The organism is endosymbiont of Bathymodiolus septemdierum str. Myojin knoll (assembly GCF_001547755.1).
GTDB lineage: Bacteria > Pseudomonadota > Gammaproteobacteria > PS1 > Pseudothioglobaceae > Thiodubiliella.
The window spans coordinates 1300022-1323873 of record NZ_AP013042.1; the positions used below are offsets into that span (position 1 = coordinate 1300022).

A 23852-nucleotide genomic window follows, 5' to 3' on the forward strand; every position below is an offset into this window, starting at 1 on the left:
AATAAATATATTTAATAACACATGACTTCAAAAAAACAGCTCTTCTCTCAAGGTGAAAAAACAGCCCAAGAAGCAATTTATGACGCTCAAAAAATAGCCTTTGCACCCATGACATTCCAAGCAGTTAGAATTGCTTGGAAAAGAGGTCTATTAAAAGCATTAGATAAAAACAAAGATGGGCTGACACCGAAAGAATTATCATCATCTGTCAACATGAGTTTATATGGAGTTAGAGTGATACTTGAGTCTTGCTTAAGTGTCAATGTTGTTTCATTAAAAGAAGGGGTTTATCATATTACTAAAACAGGTAAAGTTTTCTTATACAGTGAAATGACTCAAGTTAATATGAATTATAATCATGATATCAATTATTTGGGTTTGTTCTATTTAGAAGAAAGTATTGATAAATCTAGCCCTGAAGGGTTAAAAAAAATATTTGGCAACTACCCAACCATATACCCAGCACTAACATCACTTCCAGAGCCTGCTAAGACAAGTTGGTTTGAATTTGACCACTACTATTCTGATATTACCTTTCCATCGATATTGCCGCATATCTTCAAGGATAGCCCAAAAACAATTATGGACATTGGAGGTAATACAGGTAAGTTCTCTATCGTTTCTGCAAATTATGATAGCAATGTTAATGTTACCATTGTTGATATCCCTGAGCAATTAGCAGTTGCCAAAACTGAAATTACAAAAGCAGGCTTTAAAGATAGAATTGATACCATTCATATTGATATGCTTGACCACTCAAAACCACTACCAAAAGGTAAAGATGTTATTTGGATGAGTCAATTTTTAGATTGTTTTGGTGATAACGATATTATTGCCATCTTAAAAAGAGCGGCGGCGGCTATCACAAAAGATGGCAAAATATTCATTCTAGAAACCTATTGGGATAATCAAGAACTTGATAAAGCAGCATTTTGTATTGTTAATACATCTTTATACTTTACAGCAATGGCAAACGGAACCAGTAGAATGTATCGATTGTCAGATATGTTAGAATTTATTAAACAGGCAAACCTAAAAGTAAGCAATACAATAGAAAATATTGGCATGGGGCATACATTACTTGAAGTAGTCCCAGTTGTCTCACTTAAGTAATAAGCGTTTTTTGTAATTGCCAGTAAGTCAATAAGAATAAGAATATTGCCAAACCGACTAACTTTAACATATGGGGCAAGACAGAATAAAAATCTCCTTGCCTTAACAAAATCTCTAAAAAAGCGTTAAGCCCCCAATTCATAGGGGAGAATTCTGCTAAAGTTTGCATGGTTTTTGGCATAACAAAAACAGGCACCATAACCCCACCAATAGCACCCATAAGTAAATTACTCACCCCACCAATACTGGAGGCTTGCTCGTGTGTTCTAACAATAATAGCAATCAACAAAGCAAAACTAATAGCCGTCAAACTAAGTGCTATTGATACAGGTAATAATAACCAGGCGTTAGCACCTAGCACTAACGCCTCTCCACCAAGTGCTGGTACTAAAAATAAACCTGTGGCAAACATCAAGCAAGCTTGAATTAAATTAACCAACATATAAGGTAAAAGCTTGCCCAGTAAAATCCAAGTTTTTGCAATTGCAAAGGTATTTAAACGCTCTAATGTCCCATTATTAAGTTCAATAAGTAGTGTAGAGGATAGCGGAATAATAATAAAAAACATAGCAAATATTAGCCAAGCTGGTACACTTTGTTGTACAGACGATGGTTTTTTATTTGTTGTTGTGTTCGCCAGTTCATATACTGTTAAAGGGCTGGGCACTTTACTTGATTGTTTATTGCTTAATTTTAATAATAAATACGCCTCAATCAAAGCACGACTATAATCAGGTGTATTAGGGGCATAATAGATATCGATAGCAATTTTTTTAGACACTTGATTAAAGACAATAACGGCTGATGTATCGCCAGCTAAAGTGGTTTTTTTAGCGGCCTTAATTACATCAATATCATTTGAAACTGATTCTATTGTCGCATTGGCTAATGTTGAAAAATGTTGCCTTGTTTTTGGGTCGATATTATCAGCAAATACTGTCATTAGTTGCAAACTTCTATTGGCACTATCTTTACTAGAAAAAACAGACTGTAAACTGAATGACACAATAAGCACAAATACAATTGGCATAAAAAATAAAACCAATAAAGCATGATAATCCCTTAGTATAAGGCGAAATTCTTTAATGAGTAAAGTGCTAAGCATGGTTTATTTTTTGTAAAAATAAAGATTCCATACTACTTGGTCTGATGCTGAATTGTTTTAAATTAGCTTGCTGGCGTTCAAAATAACGATGAAACTCTTGGGTTATTTCGATAATATTGATTTGTGCAGGGAGTTGCCCAACAATATGACATTCTTCTAATTTTAGTTCGTACTGTTTAACAAAGTCAGATATGCCTTGTGGCCAAGGGTACATTGTTTCTGCTTCAAAAGTGTAACCATTATTTTTCTTTAATGTAGATAAATCGCCCTGGTGTAGAACCTCGCCCTGATTAATAATGATAACCTGGTCACATAAGATATCAATTTCAGCCATTTGATGGGAGGTATAAACAATACTAACACCTGTTTTTTTTAAGCGTTGAATTGCCGTTAAAATGAAATTACGAGAAACAGGGTCGATACCTATAGTTGGCTCGTCTAAAAATAATAAGCTAGGCTTATTAACAATACCGATAGCTAAGTTAAGTCGCCTTTTAAAGCCACCCGACAATGTTTGAGAGACTTTATCTTGATGATTTTTCAATTGACAAAAATCTAACGCTTCGTCAACCCTAGTTTTAAAAGCACCCAGCTCTTTTCTAAGCTTGGCAAAAAATAACAAATTTTCTTTCACGCTAAGCGTTGGATAAAAGGCATACTCTTGTGGCACAAGTGCGATTTTATTGAGTATTTGACGACGCTGATACTGGTAATCTTTGCCAAAAATATCAAGTGTCCCTGCTTGTGCTTTAAGCTGCCCAGTTAGCAACGCAATAAGGGTGCTTTTTCCTGCACCATTAACACCTAACAGCCCGGTAATACCTGGCTGAATAGATAAGCTTAGTTTCTTGATTGCCCAATTATCTTTTTGATAAGCATAACTAAGTTGCTTGGTTTCTATAAGGGTCATAAATCATTGACATATAAATTATTCAAAATCCTAGTCAGGTAAATCGCTGATATTTTGTAATGTATTGACATCAATGTCTAAAGCTACTGCGTATTTTCTCAGTATTTTTAAGGGCAATCTTTTAAAAATATTTGGCTTAAAATGGCGTTTAACCTGCCATTTAAATTGCCCAGTTGCTTGTGCTAGCATAGTCACATCTAAGCGTTGATGATGCATATGATATGCCAATATTGAAATTTTACTTAATTTTACTTGTTCTAACGCTATTTTTGTATTGTACTCAATTTCTTTAATTGCCTCTTTAAGAGCATTAATCTCAGCATCACAACCTGTACCTGTGGTACTTTTTATTTGACCTTGCTTGTTAATCGTATAAATAATTTTTTGATTATTTTCATAAATATCGTCAATTTTATTTGAAATTTTATTATTGCTCATAAAAAATTATCATACCACTGTTAGCAGCATAAATCCACTGGAAAAGCGCCCACTTTCAGGCACAAAACACAATATTTTATTCCCTGGTTTTAAAGATTTGGTTTTAATAAACTCATCCAACATAATAAAAATAGAAGCGGCACCTGTGTTACCTTTAGTGGCTAAATTGGTAAACCACTTTTCCATTGGAATCGCAAAATTTTTTGCCTCTAAGGCTTGTTTAATTTTCGGCATAAAATACATAGACGAAGCATGTGGTAAAAAATAATCAATATCGCTGGCTTGGATACCTGTGCAGGCAATAATTTTATCAATAGTTTGATTGATAGCAAATTCAATAATACTATAATTGAGTAATTTTACATCTTGTTTCAAAGTAAATGCATTGGGTTGGTAATGCATCCAGCCTAATAAGCCTCCATTTTCTATTTTTTTAGCACCTAGATACATACAGGTATCAATCTCATTGGCATAAGAATAAGTTTTAATCCATTCAATTCGTAAATTGAGCTGCCCTGCCCTAGGTTGAGTTTCAAGACACAATGCGCCGGCACCATCAGAAAGCATCCAACGCAAGAAATCTTCATTAAACCCTAACTCTGGATGTTTATCAAGTGTTTCAGCATCAATGGCTGAATGGTTGGAAAAATTATGAGCATGTAGCAACGGTGAAACCACTTCAGACCCAGTAATAACCGCCATTTGACTGTCGTCATTTTTAAGGGCTAAAAACCCGTATTTCAACGCCATTAATCCACTAATGCAAATACCTGATAAAGACGCTACTTCGCAAGGGGGTGAGCCTAATTCACCGTGTACCATCACCGCATGCCCAGGTGCAAGCTGGTCAGCAATAGTAGTTCCTGTGCAAATTAAATCAATGTGATTTAACGCATCTGCTGTATTAAACAATTGCTTAATAGCTTTGGCACTAAGCTGTGCATTGGTATGAGAAGGTTTTCCTGACTTGCTATTAAGCACATAATGGCGTAACTTAATACCGTTATTTCTCAAAACAATACGCTTTGTTTTTGAGGCTTTGTTATTAATTAATCCTAATACCTTTTCTATTTGACTATTGTCAACTGGAGCATTAGGCAGAACACAAGCACTTGAGGTGATAAAAACAGAATGGCTTAACATAAAAACTCCGAAATCCTGCTATCATCGGCACCAGAAGGTAGTTCAAATTTCGCCTCTAACGCTTTAATTTTTTTCCTAAAGAAGGGTTTTAATATTGCCCTTAATAATAAACTGATAGGCACAACACTGATAATCATCAGTATTAAAAATAACAAATACAGCAATAATATTGGTTTTCTAATCCAGGAACCACGAGCACCAAGCGAGCGCAAAAGTTTACCCCAAATGTGAAAACTTCTGCTACCAATTTTTTCAGATTGCAACAAACCTGCATGGACTTTGACGGCACTCAAACCTTTTAAAATATTACTATTTAATTGATGAGTATTGAGTGCATAGGAAATTGCTTTGCCAAAGCGCGCAGATGCCTCAATCTCTTTTTCACTAATACCTGCTTTAGGAAAACGCCAAAAGCCATTTTTTTTGCCTGTTAGTAGCCATCTTGGTGTTGTGATAAAACTCACTAAACTTGAACCTTGGTCAGTTAAAACCGCGTTACCGATTAAATTTGCATCTAAATCGTTAAGCATTTGTAATATTTTTTGTTGTGCTTGCACCCACATATTTCTACAAGCAATCACAGTAATAACTGGTGTATTTTTCAAAACAACTTGTGCTTGTTTAGATTTTAAAAAAGCCGTTGTTGGTAATGATGGTGCTAAAAACCAGGGCTGATAACCCAAAATAACCAAATCATAATTACTTTCTAGGTTTAGTGCTTTATTTTTTGGAGCATCTAAATATATACATTCAGGAAAAGTATCAAAGAAATTAAAAAAAGACCAAGGGAAGTCATACGCCTTAATAGGCTCTAGTGCTTTAAAGGTTACTTCAATGTTGTTTTGATGGGTTAATGGTAATTTAATTGCTTTCAAAACCTTATGCAATTGCCCTGTTTGACTATAACCAATAATAAGTACTTTTTTTACCATTAAAACAAAGTTGACTGTTAAAATTAGCCATTTTAATATACTTTCATTATGGAAACTCACTTTAAACACCAGCAGTCTGCTCATTGCGAAACAGGTGTGGCTTCTACTTTATTGCGCCATCATGGTTTAAGACTATCGGAGCCTATGGTGTTTGGTATTGCTAGTGGTTTGACCTACGCTTGCTTGCCCTTTGTTAAGATTAACGGTTTGCCATTAATGGCGTATCGCATGCCACCGCGTTTAATTATTAAACTGTTGTCATGGCGTATCAAAGGACTGAGCGTTACTTTTAAAACTTTCAAAAAACAGGCTGATGGCACTTTATTTTTAAATAAAAAATTAAATGAAAATCAAGTGGTTGGGCTCCAAACTTCGGTTTACTTTTTACCTTACTTTCCTAAGGAAATGCGTTTTCATTTTAATGCGCACAACCTAATTGTGTATGCAAAATCAAATAACAATAAAGATGTGTATTATCATGTTAGCGACCCTGTTTTTGCCAAAACACAGCGCATTGAAGCATCAAACTTGTTAAAAGCACGCTTTGCTAAGGGTGCGCTAGCGCCAAAAGGTAGGCTATATTACTTAACTTCAGTGCCAAACTCAATTGACTTTAAAGTGGTTATCACAAAAGCCATTCGCTTTACAGGTAAAATAAACCTTAGCAAACTTATTCCTATTGCTGGTATAAGTGGTATGAAAAAAGTAGCTAATAAAATTGAATCTTTACAACACAAATCACCTAGATATCAACAATTATTTTTAGGTAATATTGTTAGAATGCAAGAAGAAATTGGCACAGGAGGGGCGGGTTTTCGATATATGTACGCTGCTTTTTTACAAGAATCTGCAGAGTTAATCAATAAGCCAGAACTCGAAGACTGGGCACAACAATTTATGGTAGTGGGCGACGAATGGAGAGAATTTGCTAGGCTATGTGCACAAATCAATAAAAATCGAGGGGATGCAACCCTGAAACAAGTAGCAAATACCTTGAGGGAGGTGGCTAAAAAGGAAGAAGCGTTGTATAACAAAATGGCAAGTTTTAAATTGTAGCGCCCTAAAATAATGACAAATCAACACAGACAAAAAAAGTTATTAAGCCAATTAAAAGACGGTGCGTTGGTGATTATTGCCACAAATCCTGAGCAAACTCGAAATGGAGATGTGCATTATCCGTTTCGTCCGCATAGCGATTTTTGGTATTTAACGGGATTTACTGAGCCAGAATCGGTGGCAGTTTTTTCAAGGGAAGGTTATACAATTTTCTTGCGTGAAAAAGACCAAAAACGCCAGATTTGGGATGGGGAGCGATTGGGTGTTAAATCGGCATTAGAGGTTTTAAAGGCTGATTACGCTTATTCGATTGATGCGTTAAAAACACAATTACCGCAATTAATCAAAAATGCAACGACGGTATATTATGATTTTAAACCGTGTAAGTTGGATGATGATATTATGGAATGCTTGGCAACAACGCAAACACAATCATTGGGCGAATATTTACATGAAATGCGCCTTATTAAAGATGACAATGAAATTGCACTTATGCAAAAAGCGGCGGATATCTCGGTGGAGACGCATCAACTGGCAATGCAAGAGACGGCTCCGAAATTATTTGAATACGAGATTGCGAGTATTTTTGATGGGAATTTTAGGAAATATAACGCCGAACACGCCTACACACCGATTGTAGCGGGGGGTAAAAACGCCTGTGTGTTGCATTATATTCAGAATAATAAGGTGCTGAATGAGGGTGAGTTACTGTTAATTGACGCAGGCTGCGAGGTGGAAGGGTATGCGTCAGATATTACACGAACTTTCCCAATTAACGGGATATTTAGCGGGGCGCAACAACAAATTTATCAACTTGTGTTGGACGCACAATTGGCAGCAATTGCAGCGATTAAGCCAGGTGTGGCAATTACCACACCGCATAACATTGCAACGGAAATTATCCAGCAAGGCTTGATTGATTTAGGGATTTTGACGAAAAATGGCGATGTGAAGCAGTTTTATATGCACGGCACGGGGCATTGGCTGGGGATGGATGTGCACGATGTAGGGTGCTATCAACAAGGGAAACAGGACCGAGAATACGAAATTGGAATGGTAACAACGGTAGAACCAGGCATTTACATCCGTAAGAGTGATAAAATTAACCCAATTTATTGGGATATTGGCGTTCGGATTGAGGACAATATATTAGTTATCAAGGGTGGAAATCGTGTACTGACGCAGGCGTTGGAAAAAGAAATTGACGATATAGAAAAAATAATGGAAACACAATGAACATACAAGAAGCGATAAAAGCAGTTATTGCAAAACAGGATTTAACGCAGGAACAAATGCACTCGGTGATGAGTGATATTATGACTGGCAAGACCGAGGATGCACAAATCGGCGGTTTTTTGGTTGGCTTGTCAATGAAAGGCGAAACTGTTGCGGAGATTACGGCAGCAGCAAAAGTAATGCGTTCACTAGCGACGCAGGTCAATCTAAAAAACCCAAAACACCTAGTGGACACTTGTGGCACAGGAGGTGATGGCTTAGGTTTGTTCAACATCTCAACCGCTTGTGCATTTGTCGTTGCTGCTGCTGGGGCACAGGTTGCCAAGCACGGTAATCGCAGTATTTCTTCTAAATCTGGCAGTGCTGATGTATTGGAAGCGGCAGGCGTTAATTTAGATATGACGCCTGAAGAAATTAGCAAATCGGTGGAAAAAATTGGCGTTGGTTTTATGTTCGCACCAGCGCATCACTCGGCAATGAAACACGCTATTGGCGCGCGTAAATCCTTAGCAGTTCGCACTATTTTTAATGTCTTGGGTCCACTCACAAACCCTGCCAAAGCACCACATCAAGTAATGGGTGTGTATGATAAAAATTTAGTTGAGCCGATTGCAAATGTATTGAAAAGTCTTGGCTCTAAACAAGTGATGGTCGTACATTCGAAGGATGGGTTGGATGAAATTTCAATCGCTGACGACACTTTTGTGGCAGAATTAAAAGACGGGAAAGTCACAACTTATACCATTAATCCTACCGATTTTGGCTTACCATTGGGCGATTTAAATGACATCAAGGCAGAAGATGCAGAAAGTTCATTGTTGTTAATTCAAAATGCCTTGGATGGCACCGATGGTGCGGCTAAAAATATCGTTGCTTTAAACGCCGGTGCGGCAATTTATGTATCGGGCGTAGTCGATTCTTTGCAAGCAGGCGTCAATAAAGCGATGAAAATTTTAAACAGTGGCGTTGCACATCAAAAACTTGATGACTTCGTTAAAGAAAGTACGGGGTGCTAAATGTCAAATAAAGAAACCAACCTAATTTGGATTGATTTGGAAATGACAGGTCTGCTGCCAGAAAGCGATGTCATTATTGAAATTGCCACGATTGTAACCGATAAAGATTTGAATATTTTGGCAGAAGGTCCTGCTTTGGCAATCCATCAAAGCGATGTGCTTTTGGATAAAATGGATGAGTGGAATACCGAGCACCACACCAATTCTGGACTGGTTAAACGCGTCAAAGAAAGCACAACTTCTACCCTACAAGCCGAAATAAAAACCATCGAATTCTTGCAACAATGGGTGGACAAAGGTGCATCACCAATGTGCGGCAACACCATCTGTCAAGACCGTCGTTTTCTGTATAACGCTATGCCAAAATTAGAAAAGTTTTTCCACTATCGTCACATCGATGTCAGCACATTAAAAGAGTTAATTAAACGCTGGAAACCTGAAGCAGCCTTAGAACGAGAAGGTGAATCCGAACACCTGGCCTTGGCGGATATTCGTGAATCCATCAGAGAACTTAAACATTATCGCAAGACCTTTATTAATGTCTAAAACTTGGCTTTCTCCTGCAAAAATCAACCTATTTTTGCACATTAATTCAAAACGAGAAGACGGGTATCATAACCTGCAAACTATTTTTCAATTGCTGGATTATTATGATGAATTGACTTTTGAGATTCGTCAAGATGGTGTTATTTCTCGTATTTCTGGCAATGAAACAGTGCCAGAAGCGGAGGATTTGATTATTCGCGCTGCGAAGGCACTACAAAAATCCACAGGCACAGCATTAGGTGCGGATATTTCGGTGCTGAAAAAAATTCCTGCGGGGGGCGGATTGGGGGGCGGCAGTTCAAACGCTGCAACAACTTTACTTGCCCTTAATCAATTATGGAATACAAAATATTCTACAAAACAACTCTCTGAAATCGGCTTATCGCTAGGGGCTGATGTGCCAATTTTCATTGCTGGACATAGTGCCTGGGCAGAAGGCGTGGGGGAGGCTTTAACGCCGATATGCTTGCCAAAACACCACTTTTTGGTAGTTTGTATTAACAAACACATCTCTACCAAAAAAATATTCTCACATAAAGCATTGACAATGACGCCTATCATAGGGAAAATACAGCCTTTCTCAGAATTAATCAATCCACACAATGATTGTCTTGAGGCTGCCATAGAGTTAGAAGATGAGATTTTAGAAGCGTTAACGCATTTGAAATTAAGTGAAAATTATCTTTATGAGCCGAGAATGACAGGCACAGGTTGCTGTGTTTTTGTGGCGTTTGAGAATGAAAAAGATGCTTTGGTGGCGTTGAGAAATGTGCCAAGGCAGTGGCTGGGGTTTGTTGCGAAAGCGATTGACACCCTGCCAAAATAATTGGGCTGTCGCCAAGCGGTAAGGCAACGGGTTTTGATCCCGTCATGCGCAGGTTCAAATCCTGCCAGCCCAGCCAATTTCCTTTTTTTCGTTGCGTCTTTTTACTTTCTGCGGCGTTAAATTTTAAAAATACTCAGTTATGTAGGCGAACTACATGCTTTCGTATTTTTGCAATTTGCCTTGCAGAAAGAAAAAATACTTTGCGAAAAAATCTCTCGTTGCGTCTTTTTACTTTCTGCGGCGTTAAATTTTAAAAATACTCAGTTATGTAGGCGAACTACATGCTTTCGTATTTTTGCAATTTTTTGTAAAAAAATGATTGCATAGATAGTATAATTTATACACTTTAAAAATACCCCCCCAAATATACCTATGTCACTTGACAAAATTAAAATTTTTAGCGGAAACGCTAATCCGCAACTTTCTGGTGAGATTATTTCAAATTTGAATGTTATCCAAGGTAAGGCTTTAGTGAGTAAGTTTAGCGATGGAGAGGCACGGGTTGAGATTTTGGAAAATGTGCGCGGCTGTGATGTGTTTGTATTACAGCCGACTTGTGGACCTTCTCCAGCGGAAACTTTGATGGAGTTGCTGGTTATTGTAGATGCACTGAAACGCTCCTCAGCTTCTCGGATTACAGCAGTTGTACCCTACCTTGGGTATTCTCGTCAAGATCGTCGTTCACGATTGACGCGTGTGCCGATTACGGCAAAATTAGCGGCAAAAATGATTGAAGCAGCTGGGGTTGATAGGATTTTAACCGTTGACTTGCACGCAGACCAAATCCAAGGATTCTTTAATATTCCAATTGATAATATTTATGCGCAACCCGTGTTAATTGAAGATATTCTTGCGCAAAATTATAAAGATATCGTTGTCGTATCGCCCGATGTTGGTGGCGTGGTGCGTGCACGAGCGGCGGCGAAAAGATTAAATGATGCGGATTTGGCAATTATTGACAAACGACGCCCTGAAGCGAATGTTGTAGAAGTAATGAATGTGATTGGCAAGGTTAAAGGTCGAACTTGCGTGCTGATTGACGACATGGTTGATACCGCTGGCACTTTATGTCAAGCGGCAGCAATTTTAAAAGAAAGAGGCGCTAAAAAAGTAGTAGCCTATGCAACGCATGCTGTGTTATCTGGCAAGGCTATTGTGAACATTAACAATTCAGAATTAGATGAATTGGTGGCAACCAACACCATTCCTTTATCAGCTCCAGCAACTAATTGTAAAAAAATTAGACAATTATCTCTTGCGCCAAAACTTGCAGAAGTGATTAAACGAATCAGCGAAGAGCAATCTATCAGCACCATATTCTCTGATGCCAAATAATCACTTAAAATTTAAATTTCACCCTTTACATAAGGCTCTATATGTATAATTGCTCTTTTCGTCAACCGTAAAATAAAAAATCTCTATGAAATCTACGACAAAAGCACACAAACAAGCACTCCAAAATCTCATTACTGTTGGCAAGGATAAAGGTTACCTAACCTATGCAGAACTTAATGACATGCTACCAGAGGACTTATTGACGCAAGATCAAATTGAGCCGATTGTTTCTATTTTAGAAGAGTTAGATATTATCGTTTCTGAAACCGTTCCTGATGCGGATACTTTGGTTGTAGAATCTGGTGCCAAAGCACAATCTACTTCTGCGGAAGCAGCAACTGCAGCGCTTGCAGCGCTTGACTCAGAATTTGGCAGAACCACTGACCCAGTTAGAATGTATATGCGTGAAATGGGTGTGGTAGATTTGTTAGAGCAAGAAGATGAAATTCGTATTGCCAAGGAGATTGAGGAAGGCATCTTCGAAATTATGCAGGCGATTACACTTTATCCGTCAATTACTGATTTGTTCTTTAAAGCACATATGCGACTTGAAGAAGGAAAATGTAAGATGACCGATGTCATTATCGGCTACCAAAACGACGCACAAGATTTTGCTAAGAAAAAAGCAGCATTTGATTCAGGTGAGTTTGACGATGATGATGAATATGCAGATATGGAAGAAATGGAATACACCGGACCCGATGAAGATCAGGTGTACTTGCGTTATGATAAAATTCTAAAAGCTGCTAAAAAATATGAAGATACCAATAAGGAGTACGGATTGCATGATAAAAAAACAATCTCTACGCGTACAGCACTGGCAAAAAATCTATCAGATTTGCGCCTAGCACCAAAATTAGTATCTACCATGGTGGATGTTGTTTGTGAGCGTATTGCCAAAGTCAAGAAACAAGAAAAAATCATTCAAAATGCTTGCCTATATGCAGACATGGAACGCAAACAATTTTTTGACTTGTTTACTGACAATGAAACTAACTTTGACTGGCTAAAAAATGCCAAATTAGATAAAAAAGTTAAAGATAAATTAGCCGACAGCGAAGACAAAATTTATTACGCACAAAAAAACCTTAAAGAGTACGAAGAAGAAATGCAACTCACTATTGCCGAGTTAAAAGCAATTAATAAACTCTATCGTCGTGGCGATCGTCGCGCCAAAACAGCAAAAGCACAAATGATTGAAGCAAACTTGCGTTTAGTGATTTCAATTGCCAAAAAATATGCCAACCGTGGCTTGCAATTCTTAGACCTTATTCAAGAAGGCAATGTTGGCTTAATGAAAGCCGTTGATAAATTTGAATACCGTCGTGGTTACAAATTCTCAACTTACGCAACTTGGTGGATTCGTCAAGCAATTACGCGCTCAATCGCTGATCAAGCGCGCACCATTCGTATCCCAGTGCATATGATTGAAACGATTAATAAATTGAATCGTGTAAAGCGTCAATTACTACAAAAATACGGCAGAGAGGCAAGCCCTGAAGAATTATCCGTAGAAATGGAATTACCAGAAAGTAAAATTATTAAGATTTTAAAGATTGCCAAAGAGCCATTATCAATGGAAACCCCAGTTGGTGACGACGAAGATTCAAACATTGGTGATTTTATTGAAGATATCAACCTTTCTTCACCGGTGGAAACCACAACCAAAGAAAGCCTTAGAGAGACAACTGGCGACTTACTTGCCAACCTTTCTTCAAGAGAGGCAAAAGTATTAAAAATGCGCTTTGGTATCGATATGAACACTGACCATACCCTAGAAGAAGTGGGTCGTCAATTTGATGTAACACGCGAGCGTATTCGTCAAATTGAAGCCAAAGCATTGCGCAAACTCAGGCATCCGTCAAGAGCGCACAAACTAGCAAGTTTTCTAGAATAACCCCGTTTTCGGGCCTATAGCTCAGTTGGTTAGAGCAATCGACTCATAATCGATTGGTCCTTGGTTCAAGTCCAAGTAGGCCCACCATTTTAAAACTACCTCGTCTCTTTCCTTCGCATTGCGTTGGATTTTTCGTGTGCCTGTTCATATAACGCTCTTCCGCCCTGTAGAATGAGAAAATGTTTGTATTTAAAAAAGGTATGATGTCCATATGATGTTTGACCAAATTCTGCCCTCGTTAATTAAACTCACCACCAAGGTTGGAGATGAGATTTTGTCGCATTATAAAAACGACATAAAAGTTGAGTTTAAAACAGATGAAACGCCGTTGACGATTGCAGATAAAAATGCACATCGGGCTATTGCTGAGGCCTTATCCAAACTAACGCCTAATACACCTGTCTTATCCGAAGAATCGACCGTAGTAGATTTTAAAGAGCGTTCAAAATGGACTGAATATTGGCTGATTGATCCGCTGGATGGGACGAAAGATTTTATTGAACGAACGGGTGAGTTTTGTATTTGTATCGCTTATATTAAAAATCATCGGGCAATTTTTGGCTTGGTTTATGCGCCGATAACCCGGGTGCATTATTATGGTTTTGAGGGGGTGGCGTATAAATATCATCAGAATATTCAAACTATCATTAATGCTTGCATGAAAAAACAGCCATTGCGTATCGTTACTGGACATCATTCGTCGAATAATTCAAAATTAAAAGCGCATTTTGCTACGCTGGGTGAATACGAATTAAATAACTTAGGCAGTGCGTTAAAATTTTGTGAAATTGCGCAAGGGCATTATGACTATTATCCGAGATTTGGACCTTGTTCTGAATGGGATACAGCGGCAGGTGGCTGTATTTTACAAAATGCAGGTGGCTTGGTAGTGGATGAGAATGGCAAGCCACTTAGGTACAACACTCAAGACAGTTTATTATCGCCGCCGTTCTTTGCCTCAGGAAAACCTAAGGGATAAATCGATTGCTTGAATGTTTTTGGTGATACTGCCAGTGGAAATATAATCAACACCCGTTTCAGCGACTTTAACAATGGTATTTTCATCAATATTACCCGATGCCTCTAAGGGTAGTTTGTGATTGGCTAATTTAACGGCCTGAATTAAATCTGTGATTGAAAAATTATCACACAATGCCCTAGTAATGCCCGTTAAACCTAACACCTCTGTAAGTTGTTCCAAATCTTCTACTTCCACAATTAATGGCAAATCTGGGTATTGGTCTTTTGCTAATTGCACGGCTTTTGTGATTGATCCAGCGGCAATAATATGATTTTCTTTGAGCATTATCGCATCAAATAAGCCGATGCGATGATTAACACCGCCCCCGCATTTAACCGCCTGTTTTTGTGCCAAGCGTAATCCAGGAATGGTTTTTCGAGTGTCTAATAATTGGGCGTTGGTATGGGCGATTTTATCCACCAAGGTTTTTGTCTGCGTGGCAACAGCGCTCAAAGTTTGTAAGAAATTGAGCGCCACCCTTTCCCCGCTGATAATGCTATTAGAGGCGCCTGATAAAGTGCATAAAACTTGTTTTGCTTGAATGCGCTCGCCTTCTTTAAAATGCCACTCAATTTGAATATCCTTGTCTAGAGATAAAAAAACAGCTTGCGCATATTCAACGCCACAAATAATGGCAGATTCCCTGGCAATAACTTGTGCAGATACGATTTTGTCTTCCAACAAGTGTGCCGATACATCGCCACTGCCAATGTCTTCATTGAGCGCAAGTTCAATTATTTTATTCATTGACAAACTCGCTAATAAGTCGTGCCGACTCTTCGCTAGCATTCATATTTAATTGCTGATGAATAGCGTTAAATTCTTGCACCAATAATGCGCTGTCATTTTGCAAAATAGTCATCGCTTTTTCAGCAATATTAGCCCCATTCGCCTCGTCTTGAATCAACTCTGGCACCAGCGATTTATTGGCAATAATATTCGGCAAACTCACATGCTCAATCTTAACGAGTCGTGAGACAATGAAATAACTAAAAACTGACAATTTATACACCACCACCATCGGCACGCCCAACAGTGCCAATTCCAAAGCTGCCGTGCCACTCGCCACCAATACCAAATCTGACTCTGGCATCCGCTGATGCGCATCACCTGTAGAAATGCTAACATTCGCCTTCTCAGCCAACGGCTTTGCCCACGCCAGCAATTCGTCATTTGCCAAAGCCAAATGAAAAGTTAATTGCGCATCTTGCTGCGCCATAATAGAGGTTGCCACCAACATTTCAGGTAACAATCGGGTAATTTCGCTAACGCGTGAGCCAGGCATTAATAAGATTTTTTTGCTACTTTGATAGTTGACGCGTGGATGCAATGTTTCTGCCAAAGGATGTCCAACAAACAGCGCACGCTGCTGATGTTTTTGATAAAAATCCACCTCAAAGGGAAATAGGCACAACACCAAATCGGTTGACTTTTTGATTTTTTTCACCCGACTTTGACGCCACGCCCACACCGATGGAGAAATAAAATGCACCGTTTTAACACCTCGGCGCTTGAGTTTTTTCTCAATCATAAAATTAAAATCAGGGCCATCCACCCCAATAAAAACATCGGGTTTATTCTTGGAAAAATAGTCAATAATGGTTTTTCTGAGTTGCAATAATGCAGGCAATTTTTTCAGCACTTCACTAAGCCCCATCACATTCACCCGCTTTTGATCCCACAATTGCTCACAGCCCGCCTCAATCATCTTGTCGCCAGCCAGCCCTTGTATTTGAATATCAGAATTTTGCGCTTTTAACGCAGTCACCAATTTTGAACCAATCAAATCGCCCGAAGTCTCAGCAGCACTGATGGCAATTTTCATTACTTCCTCGGTAAAATAATTTCCGGCTCTTCATCAAACCCGCGATAAATCACCATCACCGCACCAATCACCTGTATCAAATGCGCCTGAGTCACATTGACAATCTCATCAATCATCCGCTGCCTATCTTCTCTATCCTCTGCACGAATTTTTATTTTCAGTAACTCGTGCTTAGTCATACTGATTTCCAATTCCTTCAACACCGACTCACTCAGCCCATGCTGCCCGACCATTACAATAGGCTTTAAGGCGTGCCCGCGAGCGCGTAAGAATTTTTTTTGATTGTTTGTTAGTTTGTTCATAACTTTATTTTCTTAATTTTTCAAGTCCATTAATTATTTTTTCCACCAAGCCATTGGAATCATTTTTTTCTTTGATTGTAGAATACACGATAGCATCAGAGAGTTTAGGTAAAAATTCTTTTTGGTAATCATTATTTTCGTGTTTCACTCGTTCAAACATCTTTGCCATTGCCACACGATTGCTGGCTTCAATACGCAAAGCCTTGGCATTAGTATATTGACGAATGACAGTATAAGTGATAATAGAGAAAAATACATAAGCTGTATAAAAAGACATATTAGATGGCATGCTGGTCATATCAAAAACATATACAACATCAGGCAGTCCGTTCATTAGATTCTGTCCAGATATAAGGAAGCACACCATTAAAACAATTACAACCACGCTACCTACTCCCCAGTTTTTTTCATCTCTTTCACAATTGTCTTCTAATTCTTTTAAAATATCTTGAAACCCTTGCACCTCTTTATTGCTTGCTTGAGTTTGTTCAATCTTTTCTACAAACTCTTTTTCTAATTCTTTGATGTTTTCTTGAGTAATGATGGTTGGGTCAATATCTGCTGCGGCTTTCAAGCTTTCAATGGCTTTTTCCTCATCACCCATTTTTCGGTAAGCAACGCCGCGGTTGTAAAAGGCGTTGGCATACTTTGGATTTAAGTCAATGGCCTTATCATAATCTTCAATGGCTTTTTCAAACTGTTTTAAATGAGTATAAGCATTGCCGCGGTTGTAAAAGGCCTTGGCATACTTTGGGTTTAAGTCAATAGCCTTATCATAATCTTCAATGGCTTTATCAAACTGTTTTAAAGAAGCATAAACAATACCACGGTTATTAAAGGCATAGGCATCATTTGGATCTAGTTTAACAATCTGGGTGCAAATTTCAATTTTCCTAGTGTGATCGTCACTTTTAATAATCTTATCATATTCTGATTTCAATTCTGCAAGCGTCATTCCCGTCACATTCTTATCCTTCATACAATCGCTCCTTGGCAAATAAATCTTGCACGCTTTCTCGCTTGCGCACTAATTGGTGATTTTCGCCTGAGACCATCACTTCGGCGACTCTAGGGCGGGAGTTGTAGTTGGAGCTCATGCTAAAGCCGTAAGCACCAGCGGACATTAGTGCCAAATAATCACCTTCGCTTAGGGATAAATCTCGGTTTTTGGCGAGGAAATCGCCGGTTTCGCAGATGGGGCCGACTAAATCCCATTGGGCTTTGGTGCCGGTGGCGTTTTCATTGACGGGTAATACTTGGTGATAGGCGTTATAAAAACTTGGGCGTAGTAAATCGTTCATAGCACCATCAACGATAGCAAAGGAATGTTCAGAATTTTGTTTTAAAAACTCAACTTTAGTGACGAATATGCCAGCGTTACCGACGATGGCTCTGCCAGGTTCTAGGATTATTTCGGTTTGCCCTACTTTGTTGATAATGGCGTCGATGTAGGCTTTAATGTTGATGGTTTGCTCGCCGTCATAATCAATGCCAACGCCACCACCTAAATCTAAGTGGTGAATACTAATACCTTCGTCATTTAATTGCCAAACTAAGGCTAAAACCTTGTCCAATGCATCTAAAAATGGCGATACATCGGTGATTTGTGATCCGATATGGCAGTCTAAGCCTTGGACTTCTAAGTAATCGGCGTTATTGGCTTTTTTGTATAAGTCAATGGCTTCACCAATATCAACGCCGAATTTGTTTTCTTTTAAGCCCGTGGATATGTATGGATGGGTTTTGGCATCAACATTTGGGTTGACGCGAATAGAAATTGGGGCTTTTTTACCGATGGATTTTGCCACAGTGTTGATGCGGTCTAATTCGGATTCAGACTCCACATTGAAACAACGCACACCAACCTCTAAGGCACGCTCAATTTCAATGACGGTTTTTGCCACACCTGAAAAAACACATTTGCTCGCTTCTCCGCCTGCTTTAAGGACGCGTTCTAATTCACCGATAGAGACAATGTCAAAACCACTACCCAATTTTGCTAAAACATTGAGCACAGCAATGTTGGAATTTGCCTTAACGGCGTAACACACTAAATGCGGATGCGCACCAAAAGCTTGGTCAAACTCACGCCAATTATTCTCAATGTCAGTGCGTGAATAAACATACAGCGGTGAGCCGTAAGCATCCATTAACTCCATGATAGCAATAGATTCTGCGTGTAGCGTTTGATTTTGGTACGAGAAACTCAAAATACTATGCGATGTGTGTAATGTGCGTTGTTGTTGAAGTTTTAACGCGCTCTAATTCGCCCATTCTGCCACAAGCAGAAATGCTGAGAATAAAAAGTGTTAATGCGGTTAGTTTGATAAAAGTTTTCATGGCTGCCCTCTTAAATGGTTTAACGCTATTTTAACAGTAATTTTTGTAATTTTTGAATGAACACATCACGAGGGATATTAAATGCACCCAAACTTTTTAAATGCGTGCTTTCAACTTGGCAGTCAATCATTTCATAATCCATATTTTTAACCAGATGAACGAAGGCGATTTTTGAGGCATTACTCACCTTTGAGAACATAGACTCACCAAAAAACACCCTGCCCATTCGCACACCATACAACCCACCCACCAATACATCGTTTTGATACACTTCCACCGATTGCACCACACCCTGATGATATAATTCCGTGTAAGCACGCACCATGTCTGCATCAATCCAAGTGCCTGTTTGGTCTTTGCGTATTACACTTTTACAGTGGCGAATGACGCTGTCAAAATCGGCGTTAATTCTAACTTCAAATTGATTGGAACGCAGGGTTTTGCCCAAACTTTTGGCAATATGCAAAGCCTCAGGCGTAATAATCATTCGCGGGTTAGGGCTGTACCAAATCACCGGCTCATTGTCGCTATACCACGGGAAAATGCCTTGCTGATAAGCGCTGATTAATCGTTCAGATGACAAATCACCGCCAATCGCAATCAGTCCATTTGGCTCATCAAGTGCCAAGGAGGCATCGGGGAACGGGGTGCTTGGCGATTTGAGAAAAAACGACGGCGGGATTTCTATCACTGATTTCTAATGATTTCCTTTGCCATGTAAAGTGCTGCAATGGTTCTGGCTTCGGTTAAATCTTCGTTATAAACCAAGTTTTCTAAGTCCGATAATTTGTGCTTAACCACTTCCAACGGTTCTGGCTCATCGCCCTGCGCACTGTCTTTATACAAATCTTGTGCCAAAATAATATGGGTAAAATTTGATTGATAACCTGGTGCTAAAGTCATGGTTTTTACAAAAGAAAGCTGTCTGGCACCGTAGCCAATTTCTTCAATTAACTCTCTATTAGCAGCCTCAATTGGAGATTCACCTGCATCAATTTTACCTTTGGTCAGTGCTAACTCGTATCTATCGGTGCCACCCGAATATTCATAAATCATCAAAACTGTATCATCATCCAACATCGGAATCACCAAAACTGCCCCGTCGCCATCGGGCTTCAATCGTTCATATTGTCGCTTTTCCCCATTAGAAAACTCGATATCCATTGACTGAATATTGAAAAATTTTGTGGTGGCAATATTTTTTATATTGGTAACAATTGGTTTTTTTTTCATTTGACCATTATAACGCTTTTAGCAACAATCATTATCCGTTGGGCAACATTGTGATTTAAACCAAGATAAAACAGTTTTTGCGTCTGGAATACCGCCTGCATGAGCGATTTTGCCATCAACCACGACACCTGGTGTGGACATAATACCGTAAGACATAATCTGCGCGGTATCTTCAATTTTTTCTATGCTGATAGGAATGGCGTTGTCGCTACAGACTTTTTCAATCAATTTTTGCGTTGCCTTGCAATTTGCACAACCTGTGCCTAAAACTTTGACTTCTATCATTTTTTCTCCTTTTTTTATAATTCATAATCGCCAGCATAAGGCGCCTCATCTTCCACAGTTGGCAAAGTTAAACGATTGCCCCAATGTGACCAGCCACCATTGTAAAGTTTGACATGTTTATAACCCAAACTCTTTAATTGTAAATACGCCAAACTCATTCTAAAACCATCATGACAATAAACATAAATAGTCTTATCTTTGGGAATCTGCGCATAAAGATCAATCAAACCTTTTTCGTCTATCCATTCTTGTGCGCTAATACCTTTCATACTAACAATATTTATTGCACCAGGAATATGTCCCGCTAAAATAGAATGTTTAATCACTTCTCCAGTATACATTTTATGTGGTCTGGCATCCAATAACACAATATTCTTATCGCGTTCTGAAACAACATCACCATAAACATCTTGCCATTCAATAAATAAATTAGGATTTTTTTCTTGCAACACAACATTACCTCGGGAGACTCTTGTAGTTTCTGTGGTCATATCTTCAAATGAATTCCATGCCCTGCTGCCACCATTTAAAATTTTAACTTGATTCATATTAAAACCGTATAACTCTAACAAAAAATATACTCTTGATGCTAAGGCAGTGCCTGAATCATCATATATAACTATTGTAGAATCATTATTTATACCCCAACGACGCAAGGTGTCTTCAAATGCTTTTTTACTAGGAAAACGCATAATAGGATTGGCGTTATTATCACCCAAATCTTTAAAGCGTTGCACCTGCACAGCTCCTGGAATATGTCCAATGGTAAAATAGCGATGCGGATGATAACGCACCTCTAGAACGCGTATATTTTTATCCTCAATTCTCTCACTTAGCCAATCACTGTCTATTAAAAAATCTCGGTTTGCTAAAGCAAACTGACTGATTAACACCAATATAAAACTAATTAATATTCTCATTTTCATTCCCCTGTTATTTAATTTTCAAATTCTAGTTGCAAAAATACATTATTAGGCATTTTTTCTTGCAATGCCTTTAAAATTTTTAAATAATTAAACTTATCTTGATTAATATTAGTTGCTATCATAATACAATCATCATTAGCAACAACCTTGCGTATTTCATCACGCAAAAATACCAGGTAATCATAAGTATCTTTGCTTGCCTCCACTAAATTTGTTATATGTCTATGTCCTGGAATAATATAGTTTGGTTTGAAACTTGCCATTTTCTCAAATACCTTAATCCAGCTTTTAATATTTGGGTCTTAACTAGTTAAGACCCAAAATAATAATTAGTTTTTTCATTGCGTCCTTCCTAATTTTATGATAAACACAATTTATCACTAACAACTGGCACAAGTTTTTCTCGAATTTGCATAAAGGTTTGTTTAAACACATCAAATGCTTGTCCATCCGGGTCATCAAACCCAATATGAATAACTTCTGTCTTTCCTGGGAAAGTTGGGCAAGTTTCTTGTGCGTTACCGCAAACCGTTACCACTAAATCAAACTTAACACCTAATATTGTTTCAATAGCTTTTGAATGATAATTCTCACTCCACATATTGTTTTGCTTTAATATTTTTTCAGCATTTGGGTTAACCTTTCCGCTGGCAGCTACCCCAGCAGAATAAGCGTTAACACAATAAGATAAATCGTAATTTAACAAGGCTTCAGCAATAATAGAACGACACGAATTACCTGTGCATAAAATTAAGTACTTTTTTTCATGAATTAACCCTTGGTGTCTTTAAGCCCTAAAAGTTTAAAAATAAATTTAGCAGGGCAAAATCCAGTGATTGCCATTTGCATTAAATTTAATCCTACAAAAGCACTCAGCCATAACCAACTGGTATTGGTAATATCAATGGTGCCATTAAAATGTGCAAGTGCCAAACCAAGTGTTACCACCGAACCTGCCATAAAATTAACTGCGTTATTAATTGTCATATTTACTCCTTTAAGTTAAAGATTTTGTTAACTGTAATCATTTCTCGCTGCGCTAATTTCCAGCCTTTCTTGTCTGATAATGGCTTGAATGCATCACGATAAACAATACGGGCTTTTATTTTTATACTTTTAGTATTTTTAGGCAAAGCATACACAAATTTAGCATGGTCTGGTTCTCTGGGTTTGAGCGCTGTATCAAATACGACAGCATCAGCCAAAAATCCACCAACGCCTACCATTGATCTATTTCCCATTTTAGCAATGGGTTTGGATTTATATACCTTGGCATACATTTTACCTGGTTTACCCGCCCAATCATTAGGTCCGCGTTTTTTGGTTTTAGGGTTGCCAAAACCTGCTAACGGTGGCAAAAGACCTCGTTTATCACCTATATAATTAAGTATTTTACCATCAACATCTGTGACTTCTATTTTAAGAATAACATTTCTAATAGGTCCAGAACCTGGCACTTTATGACCTGCACCAACATTTTCAACCGTTGTGTTGACAATGAGTTTTCCATTTTTCACCTCAGGCTTAACCTCTAATGTTAGTGCTTTTTTTAACATTTCGGTATCATGGGCGCCAACAAAAGTATGGGCTCTAGTGATTCTTTTAGGATTGTTTAACCCTGTAACGGTTGCCAGTTTATGCCTGCCTGGTAATATTGGCATATGACATTGTTGACAGGTCTGATTTGTTTTGCCAGAAGTATAAGCCTTTTTCCAATCGTCATATTGTGAAATAGAAAGGAACTTTTCTTGGTTTAAATGGCAGGTGCCACAAAGTTTAGAATCTCTAATTAAATCACTTTTCATGGTTGGGTGAGCTAGTGATTTAGCATCTGCACGCGGACCATATTTAACGCCAGAATGATCCATAGTTACTGTTTCAAATATACGCGTATTATATCGTCCATTTTTGTCTTTGTTGATATGCACATCTGCAATGCTATGGCAGAAATTACAACTAATACCATGGTCAAGCTTTTGTTTCATGGCTATACCTAAATCAACCTCTTCACCTTTTGCATGTTTTTCAAGCGCCAACTCTGGCACATGACAATCGGCACAATCACCATTTTTACCGTGCATCAGAGGCTGAAACCCAAGCCCATCTTTTTTACCTGCTGGATTAGTGCCAGTATAGAATTGATACACAATTGAATTGTTCAAATCTTTACCCATTAATGAGCCCGACCATTCTTTGTAAATTCGTTGATGGCAACTACCACAATATTTAGGGTCTTTTAATGGGTCTGGTGCCGCTATTGCTATGACGGATTGCCCTGTTATTACAATCAGTATAAGTAAAATCCAGTTTTTGTAATATTTTTTCATTTTTTATTCCTTTTAAAAGTTTATTATCATTGATATGTTT

The 23852-nt window shown here is 38.3% G+C and carries 28 protein-coding genes and 2 tRNA genes; 11 read left to right on the forward strand and 19 right to left on the reverse strand.

Annotated features, from left to right (window positions below; translation table 11 throughout):
- The first annotated feature begins 21 nt into the window (after positions 1–21).
- Positions 22–1113: an SAM-dependent methyltransferase gene (locus BSEPE_RS06865; RefSeq protein ID WP_066045437.1), complete on the forward strand. Its 1092-nt coding sequence runs from the start codon at positions 22–24 to the stop codon at positions 1111–1113.
- Here BSEPE_RS06865 and BSEPE_RS06870 read toward each other — a convergent pair.
- From BSEPE_RS06870 to BSEPE_RS06890, 5 genes are read right to left on the reverse strand one after another with little or no spacing between them, the layout of a single operon-like run.
- A complete protein-coding gene (locus BSEPE_RS06870; RefSeq protein ID WP_066045440.1) occupies positions 1106–2218 on the reverse strand; it encodes an ABC transporter permease in 1113 nt (370 codons plus the stop codon). The two genes, BSEPE_RS06865 and BSEPE_RS06870, sit on opposite strands and share 8 nt — an antisense overlap.
- A complete protein-coding gene (locus BSEPE_RS06875) occupies positions 2211–3128 on the reverse strand; it encodes an ABC transporter ATP-binding protein (protein ID WP_066045443.1) in 918 nt (305 codons plus the stop codon). The genes BSEPE_RS06870 and BSEPE_RS06875 overlap by 8 nt, the downstream gene beginning before the upstream one ends.
- 30 nt (positions 3129–3158) lie before the next feature.
- Positions 3159–3566, reverse strand: coding sequence for a hypothetical protein (locus BSEPE_RS06880; protein ID WP_066045446.1), 408 nt, complete (start codon positions 3564–3566; stop codon positions 3159–3161).
- A gap of 9 nt (positions 3567–3575) precedes the next feature.
- Positions 3576–4709, reverse strand: coding sequence for a beta-ketoacyl-ACP synthase III (locus BSEPE_RS06885; protein ID WP_066045449.1), 1134 nt, complete (start codon positions 4707–4709; stop codon positions 3576–3578).
- Positions 4703–5641 (reverse strand): hypothetical protein, encoded by a 939-nt coding sequence (locus BSEPE_RS06890; protein WP_066045452.1) that lies wholly within the window; start codon positions 5639–5641, stop codon positions 4703–4705. Before BSEPE_RS06890 ends, BSEPE_RS06885 begins: the two co-directional genes overlap by 7 nt.
- A 48-nt stretch (positions 5642–5689) precedes the next feature.
- On the opposite strand from BSEPE_RS06890, the gene BSEPE_RS06895 reads away from it, so the two are divergent.
- The 10 genes from BSEPE_RS06895 to cysQ all read left to right on the forward strand — a co-directional run bounded on the left by BSEPE_RS06895 (position 5690) and on the right by cysQ (position 14532).
- Positions 5690–6697 carry a BtrH N-terminal domain-containing protein gene (locus BSEPE_RS06895; protein WP_157059397.1) on the forward strand — a complete coding sequence of 336 codons (1008 nt, stop codon included), beginning with the start codon at positions 5690–5692 and terminating at the stop codon, positions 6695–6697.
- Between the two features lie 12 nt (positions 6698–6709).
- Entirely contained in the window at positions 6710–7933 is a 1224-nt protein-coding gene (locus BSEPE_RS06900; protein WP_066045457.1) for an aminopeptidase P N-terminal domain-containing protein, read from the forward strand.
- Positions 7930–8949, forward strand: coding sequence for an anthranilate phosphoribosyltransferase (gene trpD, locus BSEPE_RS06905; protein WP_066045459.1), 1020 nt, complete (start codon positions 7930–7932; stop codon positions 8947–8949). Before BSEPE_RS06900 ends, trpD begins: the two co-directional genes overlap by 4 nt.
- Positions 8950–9495 (forward strand): oligoribonuclease, encoded by a 546-nt coding sequence (orn, locus tag BSEPE_RS06910; protein WP_066045462.1) that lies wholly within the window; start codon positions 8950–8952, stop codon positions 9493–9495.
- Positions 9488–10321, forward strand: a complete 834-nt coding sequence (ispE, locus tag BSEPE_RS06915; protein ID WP_066045465.1) for a 4-(cytidine 5'-diphospho)-2-C-methyl-D-erythritol kinase — start codon at positions 9488–9490, stop codon at positions 10319–10321. The genes orn and ispE overlap by 8 nt, the downstream gene beginning before the upstream one ends.
- A 1-nt stretch (position 10322) precedes the next feature.
- A tRNA-Gln gene (locus tag BSEPE_RS06920) sits at positions 10323–10397 on the forward strand.
- Positions 10398–10693: 296 nt separating this feature from the next.
- Positions 10694–11656 (forward strand): ribose-phosphate pyrophosphokinase, encoded by a 963-nt coding sequence (locus BSEPE_RS06925; RefSeq protein WP_066045468.1) that lies wholly within the window; start codon positions 10694–10696, stop codon positions 11654–11656.
- Between the two features lie 85 nt (positions 11657–11741).
- Positions 11742–13553 carry an RNA polymerase sigma factor RpoD gene (rpoD, locus tag BSEPE_RS06930; RefSeq protein WP_066045471.1) on the forward strand — a complete coding sequence of 604 codons (1812 nt, stop codon included), beginning with the start codon at positions 11742–11744 and terminating at the stop codon, positions 13551–13553.
- Between the two features lie 10 nt (positions 13554–13563).
- Positions 13564–13640 (forward strand) — tRNA-Ile (locus tag BSEPE_RS06935).
- A 124-nt stretch (positions 13641–13764) separates the two neighbouring features.
- A complete protein-coding gene (cysQ, locus tag BSEPE_RS06940; protein WP_083502999.1) occupies positions 13765–14532 on the forward strand; it encodes a 3'(2'),5'-bisphosphate nucleotidase CysQ in 768 nt (255 codons plus the stop codon).
- On the opposite strand, the gene nadC is transcribed toward cysQ, so the two are convergent.
- The 14 genes from nadC to BSEPE_RS07005 all read right to left on the reverse strand — a co-directional run bounded on the left by nadC (position 14512) and on the right by BSEPE_RS07005 (position 23812).
- Positions 14512–15321, reverse strand: coding sequence for a carboxylating nicotinate-nucleotide diphosphorylase (gene nadC, locus BSEPE_RS06945; RefSeq protein ID WP_083503000.1), 810 nt, complete (start codon positions 15319–15321; stop codon positions 14512–14514). The genes cysQ and nadC overlap by 21 nt on opposite strands.
- The gene (gene lpxB, locus BSEPE_RS06950) at positions 15314–16399 is read right to left on the reverse strand and encodes a lipid-A-disaccharide synthase (protein ID WP_066045480.1); all 1086 of its coding nucleotides are present in this window, start codon (positions 16397–16399) and stop codon (positions 15314–15316) included. Before lpxB ends, nadC begins: the two co-directional genes overlap by 8 nt.
- Positions 16399–16701: a ribosome assembly RNA-binding protein YhbY gene (gene yhbY, locus BSEPE_RS06955; protein WP_066045483.1), complete on the reverse strand. Its 303-nt coding sequence runs from the start codon at positions 16699–16701 to the stop codon at positions 16399–16401. The genes lpxB and yhbY overlap by 1 nt, the downstream gene beginning before the upstream one ends.
- A gap of 4 nt (positions 16702–16705) precedes the next feature.
- Positions 16706–17680 carry a tetratricopeptide repeat protein gene (locus BSEPE_RS06960; RefSeq protein WP_066045486.1) on the reverse strand — a complete coding sequence of 325 codons (975 nt, stop codon included), beginning with the start codon at positions 17678–17680 and terminating at the stop codon, positions 16706–16708.
- Positions 17670–18911 (reverse strand): diaminopimelate decarboxylase, encoded by a 1242-nt coding sequence (lysA, locus tag BSEPE_RS06965; RefSeq protein WP_083503001.1) that lies wholly within the window; start codon positions 18909–18911, stop codon positions 17670–17672. The genes BSEPE_RS06960 and lysA overlap by 11 nt, the downstream gene beginning before the upstream one ends.
- 4 nt (positions 18912–18915) lie before the next feature.
- Positions 18916–19041 (reverse strand): hypothetical protein, encoded by a 126-nt coding sequence (locus tag BSEPE_RS08215; protein WP_269450658.1) that lies wholly within the window; start codon positions 19039–19041, stop codon positions 18916–18918.
- Between the two features lie 25 nt (positions 19042–19066).
- On the reverse strand, positions 19067–19732 hold the full coding sequence (gene aat, locus BSEPE_RS06970; RefSeq protein ID WP_066045491.1) for a leucyl/phenylalanyl-tRNA--protein transferase: 666 nt from the start codon (positions 19730–19732) through the stop codon (positions 19067–19069).
- Positions 19729–20274: an ADP compounds hydrolase NudE gene (gene nudE / locus BSEPE_RS06975; RefSeq protein WP_066045495.1), complete on the reverse strand. Its 546-nt coding sequence runs from the start codon at positions 20272–20274 to the stop codon at positions 19729–19731. The genes aat and nudE overlap by 4 nt, the downstream gene beginning before the upstream one ends.
- Positions 20275–20292: 18 nt before the next feature.
- Positions 20293–20559 carry a thioredoxin family protein gene (locus tag BSEPE_RS06980; protein WP_066045498.1) on the reverse strand — a complete coding sequence of 89 codons (267 nt, stop codon included), beginning with the start codon at positions 20557–20559 and terminating at the stop codon, positions 20293–20295.
- A 14-nt stretch (positions 20560–20573) separates the two neighbouring features.
- Entirely contained in the window at positions 20574–21479 is a 906-nt protein-coding gene (locus BSEPE_RS06985; protein WP_157059398.1) for a sulfurtransferase, read from the reverse strand.
- A gap of 17 nt (positions 21480–21496) precedes the next feature.
- Positions 21497–21748 (reverse strand): hypothetical protein, encoded by a 252-nt coding sequence (locus BSEPE_RS06990; protein ID WP_066045504.1) that lies wholly within the window; start codon positions 21746–21748, stop codon positions 21497–21499.
- Between the two features lie 95 nt (positions 21749–21843).
- Positions 21844–22257 (reverse strand): arsenate reductase ArsC, encoded by a 414-nt coding sequence (locus BSEPE_RS06995; RefSeq protein ID WP_066045508.1) that lies wholly within the window; start codon positions 22255–22257, stop codon positions 21844–21846.
- On the reverse strand, positions 22257–22472 hold the full coding sequence (locus BSEPE_RS07000; protein ID WP_066045511.1) for a YgaP family membrane protein: 216 nt from the start codon (positions 22470–22472) through the stop codon (positions 22257–22259). The genes BSEPE_RS06995 and BSEPE_RS07000 overlap by 1 nt, the downstream gene beginning before the upstream one ends.
- A 2-nt stretch (positions 22473–22474) precedes the next feature.
- On the reverse strand, positions 22475–23812 hold the full coding sequence (locus BSEPE_RS07005; protein ID WP_066045514.1) for a multiheme c-type cytochrome: 1338 nt from the start codon (positions 23810–23812) through the stop codon (positions 22475–22477).
- Positions 23813–23852 lie beyond the last annotated feature (40 nt).

Excerpts from the sequence above, each read along its gene's own strand:
- BSEPE_RS07005 (WP_066045514.1), bottom strand. The coding sequence starts at position 23,812 with ATGAAAAAATATTACAAAAACTGGATTTTACTTATACTGATTGTAATA.
- BSEPE_RS06890 (WP_066045452.1), bottom strand. The coding sequence starts at position 5,641 with ATGGTAAAAAAAGTACTTATTATTGGTTATAGTCAAACAGGGCAATTG.
- BSEPE_RS06960 (WP_066045486.1), bottom strand. The coding sequence starts at position 17,680 with ATGAAGGATAAGAATGTGACGGGAATGACGCTTGCAGAATTGAAATCA.
- orn (WP_066045462.1), top strand. The coding sequence starts at position 8,950 with ATGTCAAATAAAGAAACCAACCTAATTTGGATTGATTTGGAAATGACA.
- yhbY (WP_066045483.1), bottom strand. The coding sequence starts at position 16,701 with ATGAACAAACTAACAAACAATCAAAAAAAATTCTTACGCGCTCGCGGG.
- BSEPE_RS06875 (WP_066045443.1), bottom strand. The coding sequence starts at position 3,128 with ATGACCCTTATAGAAACCAAGCAACTTAGTTATGCTTATCAAAAAGAT.
- ispE (WP_066045465.1), top strand. The coding sequence starts at position 9,488 with ATGTCTAAAACTTGGCTTTCTCCTGCAAAAATCAACCTATTTTTGCAC.
- BSEPE_RS06885 (WP_066045449.1), bottom strand. The coding sequence starts at position 4,709 with ATGTTAAGCCATTCTGTTTTTATCACCTCAAGTGCTTGTGTTCTGCCT.
- BSEPE_RS06990 (WP_066045504.1), bottom strand. The coding sequence starts at position 21,748 with ATGGCAAGTTTCAAACCAAACTATATTATTCCAGGACATAGACATATA.
- BSEPE_RS06895 (WP_157059397.1), top strand. The coding sequence starts at position 5,690 with ATGGAAACTCACTTTAAACACCAGCAGTCTGCTCATTGCGAAACAGGT.
- BSEPE_RS07000 (WP_066045511.1), bottom strand. The coding sequence starts at position 22,472 with ATGACAATTAATAACGCAGTTAATTTTATGGCAGGTTCGGTGGTAACA.
- BSEPE_RS06925 (WP_066045468.1), top strand. The coding sequence starts at position 10,694 with ATGTCACTTGACAAAATTAAAATTTTTAGCGGAAACGCTAATCCGCAA.
- BSEPE_RS06865 (WP_066045437.1), top strand. The coding sequence starts at position 22 with ATGACTTCAAAAAAACAGCTCTTCTCTCAAGGTGAAAAAACAGCCCAA.
- BSEPE_RS08215 (WP_269450658.1), bottom strand. The coding sequence starts at position 19,041 with ATGAAAACTTTTATCAAACTAACCGCATTAACACTTTTTATTCTCAGC.
- BSEPE_RS06900 (WP_066045457.1), top strand. The coding sequence starts at position 6,710 with ATGACAAATCAACACAGACAAAAAAAGTTATTAAGCCAATTAAAAGAC.
- rpoD (WP_066045471.1), top strand. The coding sequence starts at position 11,742 with ATGAAATCTACGACAAAAGCACACAAACAAGCACTCCAAAATCTCATT.
- BSEPE_RS06985 (WP_157059398.1), bottom strand. The coding sequence starts at position 21,479 with ATGAGAATATTAATTAGTTTTATATTGGTGTTAATCAGTCAGTTTGCT.
- nudE (WP_066045495.1), bottom strand. The coding sequence starts at position 20,274 with ATGAAAAAAAAACCAATTGTTACCAATATAAAAAATATTGCCACCACA.
- lpxB (WP_066045480.1), bottom strand. The coding sequence starts at position 16,399 with ATGAAAATTGCCATCAGTGCTGCTGAGACTTCGGGCGATTTGATTGGT.
- BSEPE_RS06870 (WP_066045440.1), bottom strand. The coding sequence starts at position 2,218 with ATGCTTAGCACTTTACTCATTAAAGAATTTCGCCTTATACTAAGGGAT.
- cysQ (WP_083502999.1), top strand. The coding sequence starts at position 13,765 with ATGATGTTTGACCAAATTCTGCCCTCGTTAATTAAACTCACCACCAAG.
- trpD (WP_066045459.1), top strand. The coding sequence starts at position 7,930 with ATGAACATACAAGAAGCGATAAAAGCAGTTATTGCAAAACAGGATTTA.
- BSEPE_RS06880 (WP_066045446.1), bottom strand. The coding sequence starts at position 3,566 with ATGAGCAATAATAAAATTTCAAATAAAATTGACGATATTTATGAAAAT.
- nadC (WP_083503000.1), bottom strand. The coding sequence starts at position 15,321 with ATGAATAAAATAATTGAACTTGCGCTCAATGAAGACATTGGCAGTGGC.
- BSEPE_RS06980 (WP_066045498.1), bottom strand. The coding sequence starts at position 20,559 with ATGATAGAAGTCAAAGTTTTAGGCACAGGTTGTGCAAATTGCAAGGCA.